Origin of the sequence: Pseudorhizobium flavum, assembly GCF_044142885.1 — a bacterium.
In the GTDB taxonomy this organism is placed as follows: Bacteria; Pseudomonadota; Alphaproteobacteria; order Rhizobiales; family Rhizobiaceae; genus Neorhizobium; species Neorhizobium flavum.
Window position 1 is genome coordinate 395054 of the sequence record NZ_JBIOKZ010000002.1, and the last position, 17400, is coordinate 412453.

Consider the following 17400-nt stretch of genomic DNA (forward strand, 5'->3'; position numbering starts at 1 on the left):
GCACCATCAACAACGAACACGCATAGGGAAGGACATATACGATGCGCGTCTATTACGATCGCGATGCCGATCTCAACCTCATCAAGTCGAAGAAGGTCGCCATTATCGGCTACGGTTCCCAGGGTCGCGCACATGCGCTGAACCTGAAGGACTCCGGCGCCCAGAACGTGGCGATTGCTCTCAAGGCGGGTTCCCCCACAGCCAAGAAGGCCGAAGCTGACGGCTTCAAGGTCATGACGGTTGCCGAAGCGGCCGGCTGGGCCGACCTGATGATGATGGCAACGCCGGACGAACTTCAGGCGGACATCTACAAGAACGACATCGCTGGCAACATTCGTGACGGCGCCGCGATCGCCTTCGCCCATGGCCTCAACGTGCATTTCGGCCTGATCGAGCCGAAGGCGTCCGTCGACGTCGTGATGATCGCGCCGAAGGGCCCGGGCCATACGGTTCGCGGCGAATACCAGAAGGGTGGCGGCGTGCCGTGCCTCGTTGCCGTTCACCAAAACGCCTCCGGCAACGCACTTGAACTCGCGCTCTCCTACGCCTGCGGCGTCGGCGGCGGTCGTTCGGGCATCATCGAGACCAACTTCAAGGAAGAGTGCGAAACCGATCTGTTCGGCGAGCAGGTCGTCCTTTGCGGCGGTCTGGTCGAGCTCATCCGCGCCGGCTTCGAAACGCTGGTGGAAGCTGGCTACGCTCCGGAGATGGCCTATTTCGAATGCCTCCACGAAGTGAAGCTGATCGTCGACCTGATTTACGAAGGCGGCATCGCCAACATGAACTACTCGATCTCCAACACGGCCGAGTGGGGCGAGTACGTCACCGGTCCGCGCATCATCACGGAAGAAACGAAGGCCGAGATGAAGCGCGTCCTGAAGGACATCCAGACGGGCAAGTTCACCTCCGAGTGGATGCAGGAGTACCGTTCTGGCATGGCACGCTTCAAGGGCATCCGCCGCATGAACGACAGCCACCAGATCGAAGAAGTCGGCGAAAAGCTGCGCGGCATGATGCCGTGGATCGGCAAGAACAAGCTGGTCGACAAGTCGGTCAACTGACAGCCATCTCGATCATGCCGGCGCCGCGTTTTCATGCTGAAGACGCGGCGTTCGCTTTTGCTTGGTTCGGATCGCATGCGCCTTCCATGCCTCGCGCCATGGCGATAAACTCCGAACGACGATAGGTCAGTATTGCTTACCTATCGCAACTTATGTAAAGCTGGCGCCAACAAAATTGAAACATGAGGAAACATCCGGTGCTTGATTGGGAACATATCTTCGCAACGCGTTCTTCGAGGATGCGCGCATCCGAAATCCGGGAGCTGCTGAAGCTCCTGGAGCAGCCGGACATCATTTCCTTCGCAGGTGGCATTCCGGACCCGGCGCTGTTTCCGGACGAAGCATTCAAGCAGGCCTATGCCGACATCTTCTCCGGGCCTCAGGTGAACGCTGCGCTGCAGTACTCGGTCAGCGAAGGCTATAAGCCGCTGCGCGAATGGCTGGTCGGCGAGATGGCGAAGATCGGCATCCCGTGTAGCGTCGACAATGTCTTCATCACGTCCGGGTCGCAGCAGGCGCTGGATTACCTCGGCAAGCTCTTCCTGTCGCCGAAGGATACGGCGCTCGTCACCTGGCCGACCTATCTGGGCGCGCTGCAGGCCTTCAACGCCTATGAGCCGACCTACGACCAGCTGTCGCTGAACGGCAACCGCACGCCGGACGGCTATCGCGAGGCTGCTGCGAAGGCGGGCGGCGCGGTCAAGTTCGCATACCTCTCGTCCGACTTCTCCAATCCGACGGGGGAGACGGTGGATCGCGCAGGTCGCGAGAAGCTGCTGGAACTGGCGGACGAACTGGATGTCGCGATCATCGAGGATGCCGCCTACCAGAACCTGCGCTATGACGGCGAGCCCGTGCCACCGATCATGGCGCTCGATATCGCCCGCAATGGCGGGATCGAGAACACGCGGACGATCTACAGCGGCAGCTTCTCCAAGACGCTCGCCCCGGGGCTTCGGGTGGGCTTCGTCGTCGCTGCGATGCCGGTTATCCGCAAGCTGGTGCTGATGAAGCAGGCAGCCGACCTGCACTCCTCCACCATAAACCAGATCGCGATCGCCCATGTCGCCGAACGCATATTCCCGGAGCAGGTGGCCAAGATCAAGAAGGCCTACAGCGCCCGCCGCGACGCGATGCTTGCGGCGCTCGACAAGTACATGCCCGCCGGTGCCACCTGGACGAAACCCGAAGGTGGCATGTTCGTCTGGGTGCGACTTCCGGAAGGCATGGACGGTGCCGAGCTTCTCGCGCGGTCGATCCAGACGGAGAAGGTTGCTTTCGTTCCCGGCAAGGCTTTCTACGCGGATGGTTCGAACAACAATACGCTTCGGCTCTCCTTCTCCTGCGCAAGCGAAGCGATGATCGAGGAGGGCATCCAGCGCCTCGGTCGCCTGATCAGCACGGCAGTAGCCGAAGCGGCGTGATGTGATCCGACATTGGAAGGCGCCTGGGTTCGCGGGCGCCTTCCGCCGTCCACAGCAGGACGGCGCGCTGTCACATGACTGTTAGACGGCTGTGATCTAGCGGGGCATCCCATCAGGAAGGATCCCCCATGAACAAGATCGTCTCAGCAATCTCCACTCTTGCAGTCACAGCCCTGCTTGCGGGCGCTGTCGAGGCCGCGGATCTCGTGATCTATACGAGCCAGCCGAACGAGGACGCGCAGGCGACGGTCGACGGTTTTAAGGCCGCCAATCCCGGTCTCGAGGTCGAATGGGTTCGCGACGGGACACCGAAGATCATGGCGAAGCTCATGGCCGAGATCGAGGCCGGAAATCCGGTCGCCGACGTCCTGCTGATCGCCGATACCGTGACGCTCGAGCGGATGAAGCAGGCAGGGCAGCTGCTTGCCTACAGGTCGCCGGAAGCGAAGAACCTGGATGCGTCTCTCTACGACGCCGACGGTCACTACTACTCGACGAAGCTGATCACCACCGGCATCATGTACAACACCCAGGCCGGCATGAAGCCGGCAAGCTGGAAGGACCTTGCCAAGCCGGAAGCCAAGGGCCTCGTTGCCATGCCGAGCCCGCTGACGTCGGGTGCGGCCCTCATCCATGCCCAGACGCTGACCGGCGTCGACGGCCTGGGCTGGGACTACTACCGGCAGCTCAAGGACAATGGTGCCATCGCCGCCGGCGGAAACGGTGCTGTGCTGAAGTCGGTCGCCTCGGGTGAGAAGGCCTATGGCATGGTCGTTGACTACCTGCCGATCCGCGAAAAGGCCAAGGGTGCGCCGGTCGAATTCGTCTTCCCGGAAGAGGGCGTTTCGGCCGTGACCGAGCCCGTCGCAATCCTGTCCTCCGCGAAACATGAGGAAGCTGCCAAAAAGTTCATCGACTACATCCTCTCGGACGAGGGCCAGAAGGTGCAGCTCGACCTCGGCTACATCCCCGTGCATAGCGGTCTCGGCGTTCCGGCCGGCTTCCCGCCGCGCGAGGAGATCAAGGTTCTGCCGCTCAATGCCGCAGATGCCCTGAAGAACTCGGAACAGGATCTGAAGTCCTTCTCCGATATCTTCGACGCCGCCGGCTGATTGCGCCACCTGCAATGCCATCCTCGGCTTATTCCAGAAACAGCCAGCCGCGCTGGCTGTTTCCTTTTGTCGCCATAGTCATCGTTGTCCTCAGCGTTCTGCCGCTTGCCCGGCTTACCGTGACCGGCATCGCCTCCGCACTGAAAGGTGACGCGGGGCGGTTGCTTGCCGACCCGGCGCTCTGGGACGCCACGCTCAATACGTTGACGACGTCCTTCCTGGGGCTGGTGGCAGCGGCCATCCTCGGCGGAAGCTTTGCCGTCCTGCTGACGCTGTTCGATGTCCGGGGCAGGAATGCCCTCGGCTTCCTGTTCATGCTGCCGATGATGATCCCGCCGCAGGTGACGGCGCTTTCCTGGATTGGTCTGACGGGGCCATCGAGCACGCTGCTCAAGGCGATCGGAATGGCGCCGCCGCTCGGCAGCCCGCAGCCGCTCTATTCCATCGGCGGGATCGCGCTCCTTTTCGGGGTCCAGCATGCGCCGCTCGTTTACCTGGCCATGCGGGCCGGCCTGCTCGCGTTGCCCAAGGAGGGCGTCGAGGCGGCACGGCTTTCGGGGGCCTCCTCCTGGCGCGTGCTGATCGACATCGTCCTGCCGCTCGCCACGCCCGGGCTCGTCGCCGGTGCGGCGATTGCATTCGTCTCCGGCATCGGCAATTTCGGAATCCCGGCAATCCTCGGTATTCCTGCCTCGATCTATACGCTGCCGACGCTGATCTATTCGAAATTTGCGAGCTTCGGGCCGACGACCTTCTCCGATATCTCCATCATCTCGGCCCTGATCACGCTCCTTGCGCTCGTCGGGCTGTCGGTGGAGGCGCGCGTCTTGCGGGGACGCGATTTTCGCGCCATCGGGCACTCCGGGCAAGTTGCACTCTTCACTCTCAGTCGCCATCGCCTGGCGGTGGAAGTGCTTCTCTGGGGTCTGACCTGTGTCATCCTCGTCCTGCCGTTCCTGGCGCTCCTGGCAAGCTCGCTCGCGCCGGCCTACGGTGTGCCGCTGACGGTGGAAACGGCGACCCTGCACGCTTACGAGGAGGTGCTGTTGCGGCAGTCGGTGACGCAGACTGCCTTTGCGAATTCCCTCACGCTGGCACTCGCGACCGCACTTGGGCTGCTGCTGATCTCCGTACTGCTCGGGTATTATATCGTTCAGACAAGGAGCCGGCTGGCGGGCGTGGTTGGCGCGCTCGCCGAGATACCCTATGCCCTGCCGGGCATTGTGCTGGCGGTTGCCTTCATCCTGCTCTTCGCTGCTCCGTTGCCTGTTCTTGGCGTCTCGATCTACGGAACTGTCTGGATCATCCTCATCGCCTATCTTTCCAGCTTCCTCGCGGTCAGCCTCAAGCCGGTCGTCAGCGCCTATCGACAGCTCGACCCGTCGCTAGAAGAGGCAGCTCGCCTTGCCGGCGCCGGCTTCTCCCGGCGAATGCGTGATGTGATGGTGCCTATGATCGCCCCGGCGGCAGGTTCATCGGTGATCCTGGTCTTCCTGATCGCCTGCAACGAATTGACCATATCGGCGCTGCTGTGGTCGGCGGGGACGCAAACCCTCGGCGTCGCTATCTACAATCTCGACGACAGCGGCAGCTTTAATCTTGCTGCAGCGCTCTCGGTGCTGGTCGTCCTTCTGGTGGTTGTCCTCATGCTCTTTCTCGAACTGATGGCGCGCCGTATGCCCGTTGGAGCCCTGCCATGGCGCCGCTGATCCTCAACAGCCTCGAGAAGCGCTTTGCCAATGCTGACCCGGCGGTGCGGGATCTTTCGCTGACCGTACAGCAGGGCCGCTTCCTGGCATTGCTGGGGCCTTCCGGCTGCGGCAAGACGACGGTGCTGCGGATGATCGCCGGCTTCGAGCAGCCGACCGATGGTTCCATCCTGCTTGGCGAGCGTCTGCTTGCCGACGCCGCAACCATGCTGCCGCCCGAGCGACGCAACATGGCCATGGTGTTCCAATCCTATGCTCTCTGGCCGCACATGACGGTTGCGGAGAATGTCGGCTATCCGCTGAAGGTGAGGCGCGTGGCGAAGGAAAGGGCGCGGCAGAAGGTGCGTGAGGCGCTGTCGGCAGTGCGGCTGGAGGCCTTTGCGGATCGGCGGCCCGCAGCACTTTCGGGTGGCCAGAGGCAACGCGTGGCGCTGGCCCGCTGCCTCGTCACCGAGCCGGACGTGGTGCTGCTCGACGAGCCGCTCGCTAACCTCGACCGGCACCTGCGACAGGAGATGGAGGAAACCTTTCGGGAGTTTCACGCGCGGTCCGGCGCTACGATGATCTACGTCACGCACGACCAGAGCGAGGCCATGGCACTGGCGACCGACGTCGCGGTCATGTCCGAGGGGCGGCTGCTGCAGGTCGCACCGCCGGAGGAGATCTATGCGCGCCCGGAGGGTCGTGTGGTCGGCGGACTGGTAGGGCAGGGGTCGATCCTGTCGGTCCGGTTCAATCCGGAGTTAAGCCGGAGACTGGAATGGCTGCATCTGCGGGAAGCGATCCTCGGCTGTGACGGGAGCCAACCTCAGGTCGATGTTCTGATACGGCCGCAGGACGTGGTTCTTGATGCGGCCGGGATCGAAGCAGAGGTAACCTCTGCCTTCTTCGAGGGCGAGCGCTACGCGCTGCGGCTGAAGATCGCAGGCGGGCAGTCACTGCGCGCATTCTCGAGACACCCGTTGCGACAGGGGGAAACCGTACGGGTGGTGCTTCAGTCCGGGTGGCGGTTGTAACTCCGGGTGCCGGCGGGCATAACAGCTTTCCATCCAGGAATTGGAAATGACCGTTCGCCTCGCCACCTTCAACATCGAGAACCTCATCACCCGCTTCGATTTCTCGGGATTCCGCAACCAGTTGCGGCGTGATCGCGTCATGCGCCTCTATGACGTCGGAAGCAAGGATGCCTATGAGCAGATGGAGCAGGCGCGGGTCGTGGCATCGACCGATGATACGCGACAACTCTCCGCGCTCGCAATCGCCGACGCCGATGCCGACATCCTTTGCCTGCAGGAGGTGGACAATATGCCCGCCCTGCATGCCTTCGAATACGGCTACCTCTTTCGGATGGTCGGCCATGGTTACATGCAGAAGTACCTGGTCGAGGGCAATGACTCCCGTGGCATCGACGTCGCGGTGCTGATGCGCGAGAAGACGCGTCACGGGCAGCCGATCGAACTCGTGGACATCCGCAGCAATGCCATGCTGACCTATGCGGACCTCGATCTCTTCAACGAGGCGCTGGCGGAAACCGTCAAGCCGCACGACAAGGTCTTCAAGCGCGATTGCCTCGAGCTTGACCTGAAGATCGGCGGGCGTCCGCTGACGCTCTATGTCGTGCATTTCAAGTCGATGGGCAATGCGCGGGAGCCCGGCGACGGGCGGATCAGCACCATGGCGGTGCGTTCGGCCGAGGCGGCCGCGGTGCGCAGGATCATCGAGGATCGTTTCGGCGCCAGCCATGCGGCAAAGAAGAATTTCGCGATCTGCGGCGACATGAACGATTATCAGGAGAAGGTTATCGTCACCGGCAGCCGTCGCCTTGGCTACAGGTTCGACCATGTTCGCGAGGACGTGAGCGCGCTGGACGTGTTTTCGGCAGATGGCTTTGCGGTCAACCCCGTCGAACGGCGGGCCGAGCTTGATCGCTGGACCCTCTATCATGCCCGCGGGCCCGAGGAGCAGCACCTCTGCCAGCTCGACTACATCTGGTTGTCGCCGGCGCTCGCGGCACGCAACGCTACGGCGGTGCCTGAAATCGTTCGCGGCGGTCAGCCCTATCGGACGCCATTTCCGCCGGGACAAGAGGTCGAGCGGTTTCCGAGGATCGGCTGGGACCGTCCCAAGGCGTCCGATCATTGCCCGGTGGTGATGGAACTGAGCCTCTAGGTATCTCCACAACGTCAACCATGTCGTTCGTGGCGGGTTGCGTCCAACTGCCGGGTCGGGCAGGTTGCGATCCGGAGATTGCAGTGCAGGGAGTGACGATGGCGCGCCGCTACGGGATTTACGACGTGTTCACGGATCAGGTTCTTGCCGGTAACCCGTTGGCGATCATTTTCGACGGTGACGATCTCGACGACGAGACGATGCAGGCGGTCGCCCGGGAAATGAACCTGTCGGAGACTGTCTTCGTCCAGCGGGCGACCAATGCCGCCCATGCTGCGAGCCTGAGGATCTTCACGCCGGCGCGAGAACTTCCGTTCGCAGGCCACCCGACCGTCGGCACTGCCGTGGCGCTGGCGGAGTTGCAACGAGGGCATGAAGGCGACATCGACATGGTCTGCGTGCTGGAGGAGAAGGTCGGGCCCGTGCGCTGTGCGGTGCGGCTTCGCGAGCACGCCGCGAGCTTCGCAGAATTCGACCTGCCGAGAACGCCCACCAAGGTTGATCTTCCGCTGGATATGCAGGGGCTCGCCGATGCGCTCAGCCTGCAGGTCGGTGCGATCGGCTTCGAAAACCACCGTGCCTCGATCTGGAGTGCGGGGGTGCCGTTCATCATGATACCGGTTCACGGCCGAACAGAGGTCGACAGCCTGGAATTCGATCCCGGTCTCTGGGAAAAGGTTGCCCCGTTCGCAGATGGCGGCCTCGCGGCTGCCTATGTGTACTGTCGGGGCGGGACGCATCATCATGCGAAGTTCCACGCGCGCATGTTCTCTCCCGACATGGGGATTACGGAGGACCCGGCGACAGGCTCTGCCGTTGCCGCGCTTGCCGGTGCCGTCCATCATTTCGATGCGCTGCCCGACGGCCATCACCCGCTTCTGGTGGAGCAGGGCGTCCAGATGGGCCGTCCTTCCTACATTCACCTGCACATCGACGTGAAGGAAGGGCGCATCGCCCGGGCCCGCATCGGGGGCGAGGCCGTGCGGCTGGCCCGGGGGACACTGGAGCTCTGACCCATCCGTCGATGCAAGCTCTTTCTGACCGAATTTATTTTCGTTCGACGCTGGACAAGCAATTCGTTCCCCATTATACGCCCTCACACACCGGCGGCGCACGGCTTGCGGCGGACGGAATTCGGGTGATTAGCTCAGTTGGTAGAGCAGCTGACTCTTAATCAGCGGGTCGTAGGTTCGAGCCCTACATCACCCACCAAAAAGCACTTCCTAAACAGATTTTATGTTCGCGCCTGATCGAAGGTCGGCTCCAACTCACGTTCCGACTGGTGCGTTTTAAAAGCCTTGCCGATGCGCGCGAAGCGGCGACAGAACGCCACTCCTGCCGGTGGGGGTCAATGCCCGCTAAGGCTGCTCCGCCATCTGCTTCTGTCAGTCGAGCTGTTTCGAAGCGCTCCACCTCAAGAAAAACAGCCAGACGAAGAACACATTTTTCAGCAGTATGGTCAGCTGGTCAGGCGTGGCGTGCTGACGATCTTCTTGAACAGGGCATTCATGGCCTGGCTGATGCCCTCTTCGGGGCTTACCTCGAAATAATAGCCCGGGCTCGCGCATTCGTGCATCTTCGCTCCGATCGATGTGTCGAACGGCTTTACCCATTTGTTCCAGAAGTCATTCTTGGGGAGCGGGAGGTATGTGGTGTAGAGGACCGCGATGCGGATGTTGCGCTCCTTCAGCTTCGTGCAGTATTTCGTGTCGATCGGCTCAATGCAGCGGTTAGCATCGACCTTACCTTTTGGGCTGGTGCAACCGCTTGGCTTTCTGCTGTCGCCGACGCCATCAGCCACGAAGAATACTATCTTTTGTCGGTCCGCGGCGCTGCTTCCACTGCCAGGTACGCCTTTCACTTCTTTCTCGATTCTCGTGAGGGCGTCGTCGAAGCTGGTCTGCTGATCGTTGTCGTAGTTCTGGTATGGGATGCTCATCAGCTTGATTTTGTCAGTTGCGCTGGCAACCGTAGACAAGCTTTCACTCAGTTCGGCTACCTTATAGAGCGAAGCATCCTGCGCCGTCTTCCCGAAAGTATAAGCGGCCACGCGAAACTGCCCCTTCACCGTCTGGGTTTTCTCGGCGGTCGCCATTAGAGCCGCTGTCGCCTGCGCCACTACGTCGATGCGGATGGTGATGCCGTTGTTCTTCGCGACATTGTAATAGCTGCTCTTGTCCTCGATCCCCGCTTCGCTGACGATGTGGCAGGCGAAGGCGCAGTTCTTGTCGCCTCCCGATGCGTTGCCATGACGTGTGACATATTCCATCTTTTCGACGTCACCCGGGGTCGCCGCAACGCCCATCGATGGCGTGTTGTCGAGCAGCATGTAAAAATCGATGAACGCAGGCATCTGATAGCGCGCGCTGACGGTGCCGCCTACCGTGACCGTGTTTCTGCCGAGCACCTTCATCAGAGTCGTCGGCACGGTTGCGTTGAAGGTAACGCGTGATTCGATGGTTCCATTTTCCTTGGTGACCGACACCTCTACCTCAAGCGGAAGATCCGCATCCTTCCCCGACATCTGCTGAAGGAACAATTTTCTGGCGTCTTCCGCGCCGATATCAATCGTGCCGTTGCCGGGCATCTGCATGGCCTTGGTGACCGCCATGGAATTCGGCGTGATCGCGCCCACTGCTGCTGCGTCCGCAGCATTGTAGAGCTGGGTCCGCATGAAAAGCGCGTGCGATATATCGAGTGCCAGACCCGCTGCGCCGACGAGCGGCACCATAAGAAGTGCTGTGATGATGCCGAAATTGCCTCTGGTATCTGACAGCATCCGGCTCAATTGGACGAGCATGCTTACTCTCTCTCGATGGACGAAAGCAGCATCATGCAGCAGAGAGGCCATATCATGGGCCGATAGGACCTCATATCAATTAGACGTGTCGGTGGAATTAACGACCATTCCTAATGGTGTATTACCAAGCGGTTGATCGAATACCGGCGGTCCATCCAACTACAGTGAACGTCAGCCAAACCGGATGACCCAGTTCGTTCAATGCGGAATGTTCGGCGTTCGGATTGTCCGGCCGGGACGTTCCCCAGGCGGTGCCACCCCTCTCAGCCTCGGACCAGCAGGCTTGCGGTGCGTGGGGCCAATGCCGTATCTGGGCGCATGAGAAACGAAACCGATCCGATTGCCGACCTCGCGCGCGACCTGCGGCTGAATGCTGCGGCGTTCATCGTCACGATCTATGGTGATGTGGTCGTGCCGCGCGGGGGCGTGCTCTGGACCGGCACTCTGATCGATCTCTGCGCCCGCGTCGGCATCAACGAATCGCTTGTGCGGACCGCCGTGTCGCGGTTGGTTGCCGCGCGCCAGCTTCAGGGGGAGAGGATCGGCCGGCGCAGCTACTACCGGCTGGATGCCTCTGCGCGGGCGGCCTTCGACCAGGCGGCCGGGTTGCTCTATGGGCAGGATGTTCCGGCCCGTGGGTGGCAGGTCATCCATGCTCCGGAACTTTCTCCGGAGGAGGGGCGGCGGCAGCGACTGGGCCATATGGGCGGCTCCGTCTTCATCCGGCCGGATCGCGGGCAGGCCGCGCCTTCGGGCGCACTGACACTGCATGCCGTCGATCCCGACGACCCGGCGGGTCTGGCCCAATTCTGGGATCTCTCCGCCCTGCAGGCCGGTTATGAGGAGATCATTGCACGCTTCGCGCCGCTCGAGCGGTCGATATCCGCCCGCACCTTGTCGGACGCGGATGCTCTGATGGCGCGGCTGCTGCTCGTGCACGCCTATCGGCATGTGCTTCTGCGCGACCCGCGCCTGCCGCAGGCGGCGCTGCCGCCCGGCTGGAGCGGTCATGATGCGCGGGACCTGTTCCGCCGGCTGTACCTGCGCCTCACACCTGCCGCGGAACGTCATATCGCCGCCCGGTGCGAAGGGGAGGAGGGAGCACTGCCGGCACAGACTGTAGCCAGCAGGGATCGCCTCCTCGAGCCAACTATCTGATCAAGCTACTCATTCTGGTTCCGTCACACCGCGCAGGGGCTGTGCGACCCAACACATCACGCAAACATCAAAAAAATCACTTTGCATGTGATGTTTTAGAAGCTATAAGTTGACCGATCGGTCGGCGAATGGGGAGAGCCGCTCGCGACCGGAGGGCCGAATGGGAGGAATAATGCGCGACGCCTATATCTGTGATGCGGTCCGGACGCCTATCGGACGCTATGGCGGCGCTCTGGCGCAGGTTCGCGCCGACGATCTCGCCGCACTGCCCCTGAAGGCACTGACGACGCGCAATCCGGGCGTGGACTGGTCGGCCGTGGACGACCTTGTCTATGGCTGCGCCAACCAGGCAGGCGAAGACAATCGCAATGTCGGCCGCATGGCGGCCCTCCTGGCCGGAATGCCGGTCGTCGTGCCGGGCACGACAGTCAACCGCCTCTGCGGCTCGGGCATGGATGCAATCGGGATGGCAGCCCGTGCGATCAAGGCGGGCGATTGTGATTTCGTCATCGCCGGTGGTGTCGAGAGCATGAGCCGCGCACCCTTCGTCATGCCGAAGGCTGAAACTGCCTTTTCCCGGTCGAACGCCGTCTATGACACCACGATCGGCTGGCGCTTCGTCAATCCCAAGATGAAGGCGGAGTTCGGCATCGATTCCATGCCGCAGACCGCCGACAATGTGGCCGCCGATTTCGCGGTCAGCCGCGCAGACCAGGATGCTTTTGCTGCCCGCAGCCACGCGCGCTGGGCGGCTGCGCAGGCGGCCGGGCTATTCGCCGACGAGATCGTGCCCGTCACATTACCCCAGAAGAAGGGCGATCCGCTCGTCGTCGATACCGATGAGCATCCGCGTCCCGGTACGACCGTGGAGCAACTGTCGAGGCTCAAGGGCGTGAACGGGCCTGAGCTCAGCGTGACGGCCGGCAATGCGTCCGGGGTCAACGACGGTGCGGCAGCGCTTGCCGTCCTTTGCGAGCAGGCGGCGTCGGCACAGGGCCTGACGCCGAAGGCGCGGATCGTCGCCATGGCGGCCGCCGGCGTGGAGCCGCGGATCATGGGCATCGGCCCGGCGCCAGCAGCGAAGAAGGTTCTGGCGCGCGCCGGCCTCACCATCGAACAGATTGATGTGATGGAGTTGAACGAGGCTTTTGCCAGCCAGGCTCTGGCGACGCTGCGCGATCTCGGTCTGCCGGATGATGCGCCGCATGTGAACCCGAATGGAGGCGCCATTGCGCTTGGGCATCCCCTCGGGATGTCCGGCGCGCGCCTCGTGATGACCGCGATGTACCAGCTTCACCGCACCGGCGGACGCTATGCGCTCTGCACGATGTGCATCGGTGTGGGGCAGGGGATCGCCATGATAATCGAACGCGTCTGAACAGGGAGGAGCCCCCCATGTACGCACAGATGGTAAAGGCCGAAGGCGCCAAGGCGCGCGAGGAGATGACGCCGGAAGAACAGGCTTTCCAGGACCGCATCGACCGGGGTGAGAAGATCGAGCCCAAGGAGTGGATGCCGGAAGGCTACCGCAAGACGCTCATCCGCCAGATCGGCCAGCACGCCCACAGCGAGATCGTTGGCCAGCTGCCGGAGGGCAACTGGATCACCCGCGCTCCGACGCTGGAGCGCAAGCAGATCCTGCTTGCCAAGGTCCAGGACGAAGCAGGCCACGGCCTCTACCTCTATTCCGCAGCGGAGACGCTCGGTGTCAGCCGCGACGAGCTGATCGAACTCCTGCACAGCGGCAAGATGAAATACTCGTCGATCTTCAACTATCCGACCCTGAACTGGGCAGATATCGGCGCGGTCGGCTGGCTGGTCGATGGGGCTGCGATCATGAACCAGGTGCCGCTGCAGCGGACCAGCTACGGTCCCTACAGCCGCGCCATGATCCGCATCTGCAAGGAGGAATCCTTCCACCAGCGCCAGGGCTACGACATCCTGATGAAGATGTGCCTGCAGGGCACGCCGGAGCAGAAGGCGATGGCGCAGGATGCGTTGAACCGCTTCTGGTATCCGTCGCTGATGATGTTCGGCCCGTCGGACAAGGACTCGGTGCATTCGGCCCAGTCCATGCAGTGGAAGATCAAGATCAACACCAATGATGAACTGCGCCAGAAGTTCGTCGACCAGACCGTGCCGCAGGCCGAATACCTGGGCCTGACCATCCCTGATCCGAACCTGAAGTGGAACGAGGAGAAGGGCGGCTATGACTTCAGCGAGCCGGACTGGACGGAGTTCTTCGAGGTGATCGCCGGCAACGGCCCGTGCAACGCTGAGCGAATGGAAGCGCGCGTCACGGCCTGGGAAGATGGCGCCTGGTTCCGCGAGGGGCTTCTCGCCCACGCGCAGAAGGAAGAGGCGCTTCGCGCTAGCGCGAAGATCGCCGCAGAGTGAATTGCAAAGGGCGCCAGCCCGCAGTCCAACATCGCGTTTTTCCGGGAGGAAACAGTCATGTCAAACGAATGGCCCCTTTGGGAAGTCTTCATCCGCGGCCAGCATGGCCTGAACCATCGCCATGTCGGCAGCCTCCACGCGCCCGACGCGGAAATGGCCATCCGCAACGCCCGCGACGTTTATACGCGCCGCAACGAAGGCGTCTCGATCTGGGTCGTGCGCTCGAACGACATCACCGCGTCGAGCCCGTCCGACAAGGGACCGCTGTTCGAGCCGTCGAACGCCAAGGTATACCGTCACCCGACCTTCTTCGACATTCCGAGCGAAGTGGGGCACATGTGATGGCGACCGCCGTTGATCAGTCCGGGTTCTTCGACTGGCTGCAGCGCATCGGCGACAATGCACTGGTGCTGGGGCATCGCGTGTCCGAATGGTGCGGCCACTCTCCCGTCCTCGAAGAGGATATCGCGCTGGCCAACCAGGCTCTCGACCTGATCGGCCAGTGCCAGCTGTGGCTAGGCTTGGCCGGCGAAGTCGAAGGCAAGGGCCGCAGCGCCGACGATCTCGCCTATCTGCGCGATGCGGCGGATTTCCGCAACGTGCTGCTGGTCGAGCGCCCCAATGGCGATTTCGGCCAGACGCTGATGCGCCAGTTCCTGTTCGATGCCTTCCACATCAACCTCCTGCGGGCGCTGAAGACCTCCACCGACAAACGCGTTGCCGACATCGCGGCCAAGGCGGAGAAGGAAGTCGCCTACCACCTGGAACGGTCGGCCGACCTGATCATCCGGCTGGGCGACGGTACCGCGGAAAGCCACCGACGCATGGAGAAGGCCCTGAAGGCACTCTGGCCCTATACGGGCGAGATGTTCACTGACGATGCCGTCGACGCCGCCATGGCCGAGGCGGGGATAGCACCCTTGCCGTCATCGCTGCGGGCCGCGTGGGAAGGGACAGTCAAGGCCGTGCTATCCGAGGCCACTCTTTCCTACCCGGACACGGTCTGGCAGCACGGGATTACCGGTGCGGGTGGCGGCAAGAAGGGGGTCCATTCGGAACACCTGGGCTTCATCCTGGCCGAGATGCAGTTCCTGCAGCGCGCCTATCCCGGCGCTATCTGGTAAGCGCCATGGAACAGGAGAGCAAGCCCGACACCGAGGAGGTTTGGCGCTGGCTGTCCGAAGTGCCCGACCCGGAAATTCCCGTGATCAGCGTTACGGATCTGGGGATCGTCCGGCAGGTGAACTGGGAGGATGACACCCTGGTCGTCACGGTGACGCCCACCTATTCGGGCTGTCCGGCGACGGGCGTCATCAACCTCGACATCGAGAACGCCCTGCGCAGCCACGGCATCGACAGGATCCGCATCGAGCGTCAGCTGTCGCCAGCCTGGACGTCCGACTGGATCAACGCCGACGCGCGCGAAAAGCTGCGCGCCTACGGCATCGCACCGCCCATCGACGGCACTGCCGCTGACGGGCGCCTGCTGGGGCGAGTCGCGCGGCTTTCGGGTCGTTCCAACATGACCGTTGCATGTCCGCGTTGCGGATCGACGAATACAGAGAAGATCAGCCAGTTCGGCTCGACGCCCTGCAAGGCAAGCTATCGCTGCAAGGACTGCCTGGAACCCTTTGACTATTTCAAGTGCATCTGACGATGCCCGCTCTTTAGGAACAACCCAATGGCACGCTTCCATCCACTGAAAGTGACAGATGTCCGGCGCGAAACCCGCGACGCCGTGGTCGTAACGCTTGCGCCCCGGGATGAAGACCGGGCGCTCTTCGACTTTACCCAGGGCCAGTATCTCACCTTCCGCCGGGAATTCGACGGCGAGGAACTGCGCCGCTCCTATTCCATCTGCGCCGGCAAGGGCGAGGGGGTCCTGCGGGTGGGTATCAAACGCGTGGATGGTGGCGCCTTCTCGACCTGGGCAAATGAGAACCTCTTGCCCGACGACGTTATCGAGGCCATGCCGCCGATGGGCCGTTTCTTCACTGCCATCGAACCAGAAGCGGCCAAGCAATACCTCGGCTTTGCCGGCGGCTCCGGCATCACGCCGCTCCTGTCGATCATCAAGACGGTGCTCGCTAGCGAGCCGCAGTCGAAGTTCACGCTGGTCTACGCCAACCGGCAGATCAACTCGATCATGTTCCGCGAGGAACTGGAGGACCTGAAGAACCTCTATCTGGGACGGTTCTCGGTCATTCACGTCCTGGAGCAGGAAGGCCAGGAGATCGATCTCTTCACCGGTCGGGTTGACGCGGAGAAGATGAAGGGGCTGTTTACTCACTGGATCGATCCCAAGGCGGTCGATACGGCCTTCATCTGCGGACCCGAGCCGATGATGCTCGCAATTGCGGCGTCGCTTCGCGAACACGGGCTGACGGATGCCCAGATCAAGTTCGAGTTGTTCGCCAGCGGCCAGCCGGGCCGTGCAAAGCAGAAGGCGGTGTCGAAAGTTGCGATCACGCCCGGAACCGGGGTGGAGGCCACGGTCACCCTGGACGGTGCAACCCGCACCTTCATCATGCCGCGCCAGGGCCAGACCATCCTCGAGGCGGCCATCGAGGCGAACGTGGACGCTCCTTATTCCTGCAAGGCCGGCGTCTGTTCCACCTGCCGCTGCAAGGTGCTGGAGGGCGAGGTGGAAATGGCCGTCAACCATGCGCTGGAAGACTACGAGGTGCGTGCAGGCTACGCCCTGTCCTGCCAGTCGACGCCGCTGTCCGACCGCGTGGTCGTGACCTATGACGAGTGAGGGTGACGTGGCGGACATGATCCAGATCGAGGAATACCTGGAGCAGGGCGGGGTTCTGTCCGCTCCGGACAATGCCCCGGCCCGCTATCGCGGCGAGCTGATGCGGCTGATGTCTTCCTTTGTCGACAGCGAGCTGGCGGCCTCGGCCGGGTTCGCCAACGCGATCAACCATGCGCCGGGCATCAAGGAGCGGATTGCTGCGAGCCGGATCACCCTGGAGAAGGCCGATCATGCCGAGCGGGTGTTGAAGGTGATGGAAACCTTCGGAACGGATATCCAGCGCTACCAGCGCCAGCATGACTGGGCCGCGCGCGTCGCACGCGACGCCGAGGTCGGCGCGGGGCGTCAGGCGGGCGACATGCGCCTGTCGATCTTCCACTATCCGATCACGGGCTGGACCGATGCGGTCGTGATGAACGTCTTGCAGGGCCTTGCAACCGGCGTGCAGATGATGGAACTCACGGCGGTCTCTTACGGACCGCTCGCCGATGTGTTCCGCGAAATCGCGCCGCGCGAGACGCGCCATGCGGAACTCGGATTTGAGGGGCTAGAGCGCATTGTCGTGACGCCTGAAGGAAAAGCCGAAGCGGAAGTCGCACTCTCCTATTGGCGTCCCCGCGTGGCCGCTGGCTTCGGCACCGCCAATTCCTCCCGGTTCGCGACCCTGAAGAAATTCGGGCTGCGCCACAGCCCCAATGAAGAACTGCTGGGCCGTTGGGAGGCTCAGCTTGCCGACCGATTGAACACGATCGGTCTCTGACACAATGACGCGGCCCAATTGCCCGCGCTCCATCCTGAACTAAAGGAAATGC

The 17400-nt window shown here is 62.5% G+C and carries 16 protein-coding genes and 1 tRNA gene; 16 read left to right on the plus strand and 1 reads right to left on the minus strand.

The window, feature by feature from the left end:
• Positions 1-41: 41 nt before the first annotated feature.
• From ilvC to ACEPP2_RS05425, 8 genes are all read left to right on the plus strand, one after another.
• Entirely contained in the window at positions 42-1061 is a 1020-nt protein-coding gene (ilvC, locus tag ACEPP2_RS05390; RefSeq protein WP_077546562.1) for a ketol-acid reductoisomerase, read from the plus strand.
• Between the two features lie 197 nt (positions 1062-1258).
• Entirely contained in the window at positions 1259-2485 is a 1227-nt protein-coding gene (locus ACEPP2_RS05395; protein ID WP_395516014.1) for an aminotransferase-like domain-containing protein, read from the plus strand.
• 128 nt (positions 2486-2613) lie between these two features.
• Positions 2614-3597 (plus strand): ABC transporter substrate-binding protein, encoded by a 984-nt coding sequence (locus tag ACEPP2_RS05400; RefSeq protein WP_395516015.1) that lies wholly within the window; start codon positions 2614-2616, stop codon positions 3595-3597.
• Positions 3598-3611: 14 nt separating this feature from the next.
• On the plus strand, positions 3612-5306 hold the full coding sequence (locus ACEPP2_RS05405) for an ABC transporter permease (protein WP_395516016.1): 1695 nt from the start codon (positions 3612-3614) through the stop codon (positions 5304-5306).
• Positions 5294-6322: an ABC transporter ATP-binding protein gene (locus ACEPP2_RS05410; RefSeq protein WP_395516017.1), complete on the plus strand. Its 1029-nt coding sequence runs from the start codon at positions 5294-5296 to the stop codon at positions 6320-6322. The genes ACEPP2_RS05405 and ACEPP2_RS05410 overlap by 13 nt, the downstream gene beginning before the upstream one ends.
• A gap of 46 nt (positions 6323-6368) precedes the next feature.
• Complete coding sequence (locus tag ACEPP2_RS05415) at positions 6369-7475, plus strand: endonuclease/exonuclease/phosphatase family protein (RefSeq protein WP_077546557.1); 1107 nt, start codon at positions 6369-6371, stop codon at positions 7473-7475.
• Positions 7476-7573: 98 nt separating this feature from the next.
• On the plus strand, positions 7574-8488 hold the full coding sequence (locus ACEPP2_RS05420; RefSeq protein ID WP_052638650.1) for a PhzF family phenazine biosynthesis protein: 915 nt from the start codon (positions 7574-7576) through the stop codon (positions 8486-8488).
• 123 nt (positions 8489-8611) lie between these two features.
• Positions 8612-8687: transfer RNA gene (locus tag ACEPP2_RS05425), tRNA-Lys, on the plus strand.
• A gap of 247 nt (positions 8688-8934) precedes the next feature.
• Here the strand turns inward: ACEPP2_RS05425 and ACEPP2_RS05430 are convergent.
• Complete coding sequence (locus tag ACEPP2_RS05430; protein WP_077546555.1) at positions 8935-10275, minus strand: pilus assembly protein TadG-related protein; 1341 nt, start codon at positions 10273-10275, stop codon at positions 8935-8937.
• Positions 10276-10593: 318 nt separating this feature from the next.
• On the opposite strand from ACEPP2_RS05430, the gene ACEPP2_RS05435 reads away from it, so the two are divergent.
• From ACEPP2_RS05435 to ACEPP2_RS05470, 8 genes are all read left to right on the plus strand, one after another.
• Entirely contained in the window at positions 10594-11433 is an 840-nt protein-coding gene (locus tag ACEPP2_RS05435) for a PaaX family transcriptional regulator C-terminal domain-containing protein (RefSeq protein ID WP_395516018.1), read from the plus strand.
• Between the two features lie 172 nt (positions 11434-11605).
• Positions 11606-12811, plus strand: a complete 1206-nt coding sequence (gene pcaF / locus ACEPP2_RS05440) for a 3-oxoadipyl-CoA thiolase (protein ID WP_152341913.1) — start codon at positions 11606-11608, stop codon at positions 12809-12811.
• Between the two features lie 17 nt (positions 12812-12828).
• The gene (paaA, locus tag ACEPP2_RS05445; RefSeq protein ID WP_142587864.1) at positions 12829-13830 is read left to right on the plus strand and encodes a 1,2-phenylacetyl-CoA epoxidase subunit PaaA; all 1002 of its coding nucleotides are present in this window, start codon (positions 12829-12831) and stop codon (positions 13828-13830) included.
• A gap of 57 nt (positions 13831-13887) precedes the next feature.
• Positions 13888-14172, plus strand: coding sequence for a 1,2-phenylacetyl-CoA epoxidase subunit PaaB (paaB, locus tag ACEPP2_RS05450; protein ID WP_077546889.1), 285 nt, complete (start codon positions 13888-13890; stop codon positions 14170-14172).
• Entirely contained in the window at positions 14172-14954 is a 783-nt protein-coding gene (paaC, locus tag ACEPP2_RS05455) for a 1,2-phenylacetyl-CoA epoxidase subunit PaaC (RefSeq protein WP_395516019.1), read from the plus strand. The genes paaB and paaC overlap by 1 nt, the downstream gene beginning before the upstream one ends.
• 5 nt (positions 14955-14959) lie before the next feature.
• A complete protein-coding gene (paaD, locus tag ACEPP2_RS05460) occupies positions 14960-15484 on the plus strand; it encodes a 1,2-phenylacetyl-CoA epoxidase subunit PaaD (protein WP_395516020.1) in 525 nt (174 codons plus the stop codon).
• Between the two features lie 27 nt (positions 15485-15511).
• Positions 15512-16588 (plus strand): 1,2-phenylacetyl-CoA epoxidase subunit PaaE, encoded by a 1077-nt coding sequence (gene paaE, locus ACEPP2_RS05465; protein WP_395516021.1) that lies wholly within the window; start codon positions 15512-15514, stop codon positions 16586-16588.
• Positions 16578-17348 (plus strand): Phenylacetic acid catabolic protein, encoded by a 771-nt coding sequence (locus ACEPP2_RS05470; protein WP_395516022.1) that lies wholly within the window; start codon positions 16578-16580, stop codon positions 17346-17348. Before paaE ends, ACEPP2_RS05470 begins: the two co-directional genes overlap by 11 nt.
• The last annotated feature ends 52 nt before the right edge of the window (positions 17349-17400 follow it).

What these genes read in the sequence shown, in the direction of transcription:
- ACEPP2_RS05420 (WP_052638650.1), top strand. Translation starts at nt 7,574, where the DNA reads ATGGCGCGCCGCTACGGGATTTACGACGTGTTCACGGATCAGGTTCTT.
- ACEPP2_RS05405 (WP_395516016.1), top strand. Translation starts at nt 3,612, where the DNA reads ATGCCATCCTCGGCTTATTCCAGAAACAGCCAGCCGCGCTGGCTGTTT.
- ACEPP2_RS05400 (WP_395516015.1), top strand. Translation starts at nt 2,614, where the DNA reads ATGAACAAGATCGTCTCAGCAATCTCCACTCTTGCAGTCACAGCCCTG.
- paaA (WP_142587864.1), top strand. Translation starts at nt 12,829, where the DNA reads ATGTACGCACAGATGGTAAAGGCCGAAGGCGCCAAGGCGCGCGAGGAG.
- ACEPP2_RS05415 (WP_077546557.1), top strand. Translation starts at nt 6,369, where the DNA reads ATGACCGTTCGCCTCGCCACCTTCAACATCGAGAACCTCATCACCCGC.
- paaD (WP_395516020.1), top strand. Translation starts at nt 14,960, where the DNA reads ATGGAACAGGAGAGCAAGCCCGACACCGAGGAGGTTTGGCGCTGGCTG.
- ilvC (WP_077546562.1), top strand. Translation starts at nt 42, where the DNA reads ATGCGCGTCTATTACGATCGCGATGCCGATCTCAACCTCATCAAGTCG.
- ACEPP2_RS05470 (WP_395516022.1), top strand. Translation starts at nt 16,578, where the DNA reads ATGACGAGTGAGGGTGACGTGGCGGACATGATCCAGATCGAGGAATAC.
- ACEPP2_RS05430 (WP_077546555.1), bottom strand. Translation starts at nt 10,275, where the DNA reads ATGCTCGTCCAATTGAGCCGGATGCTGTCAGATACCAGAGGCAATTTC.
- pcaF (WP_152341913.1), top strand. Translation starts at nt 11,606, where the DNA reads ATGCGCGACGCCTATATCTGTGATGCGGTCCGGACGCCTATCGGACGC.
- ACEPP2_RS05435 (WP_395516018.1), top strand. Translation starts at nt 10,594, where the DNA reads ATGAGAAACGAAACCGATCCGATTGCCGACCTCGCGCGCGACCTGCGG.
- paaE (WP_395516021.1), top strand. Translation starts at nt 15,512, where the DNA reads ATGGCACGCTTCCATCCACTGAAAGTGACAGATGTCCGGCGCGAAACC.
- paaC (WP_395516019.1), top strand. Translation starts at nt 14,172, where the DNA reads ATGGCGACCGCCGTTGATCAGTCCGGGTTCTTCGACTGGCTGCAGCGC.
- ACEPP2_RS05410 (WP_395516017.1), top strand. Translation starts at nt 5,294, where the DNA reads ATGGCGCCGCTGATCCTCAACAGCCTCGAGAAGCGCTTTGCCAATGCT.
- paaB (WP_077546889.1), top strand. Translation starts at nt 13,888, where the DNA reads ATGTCAAACGAATGGCCCCTTTGGGAAGTCTTCATCCGCGGCCAGCAT.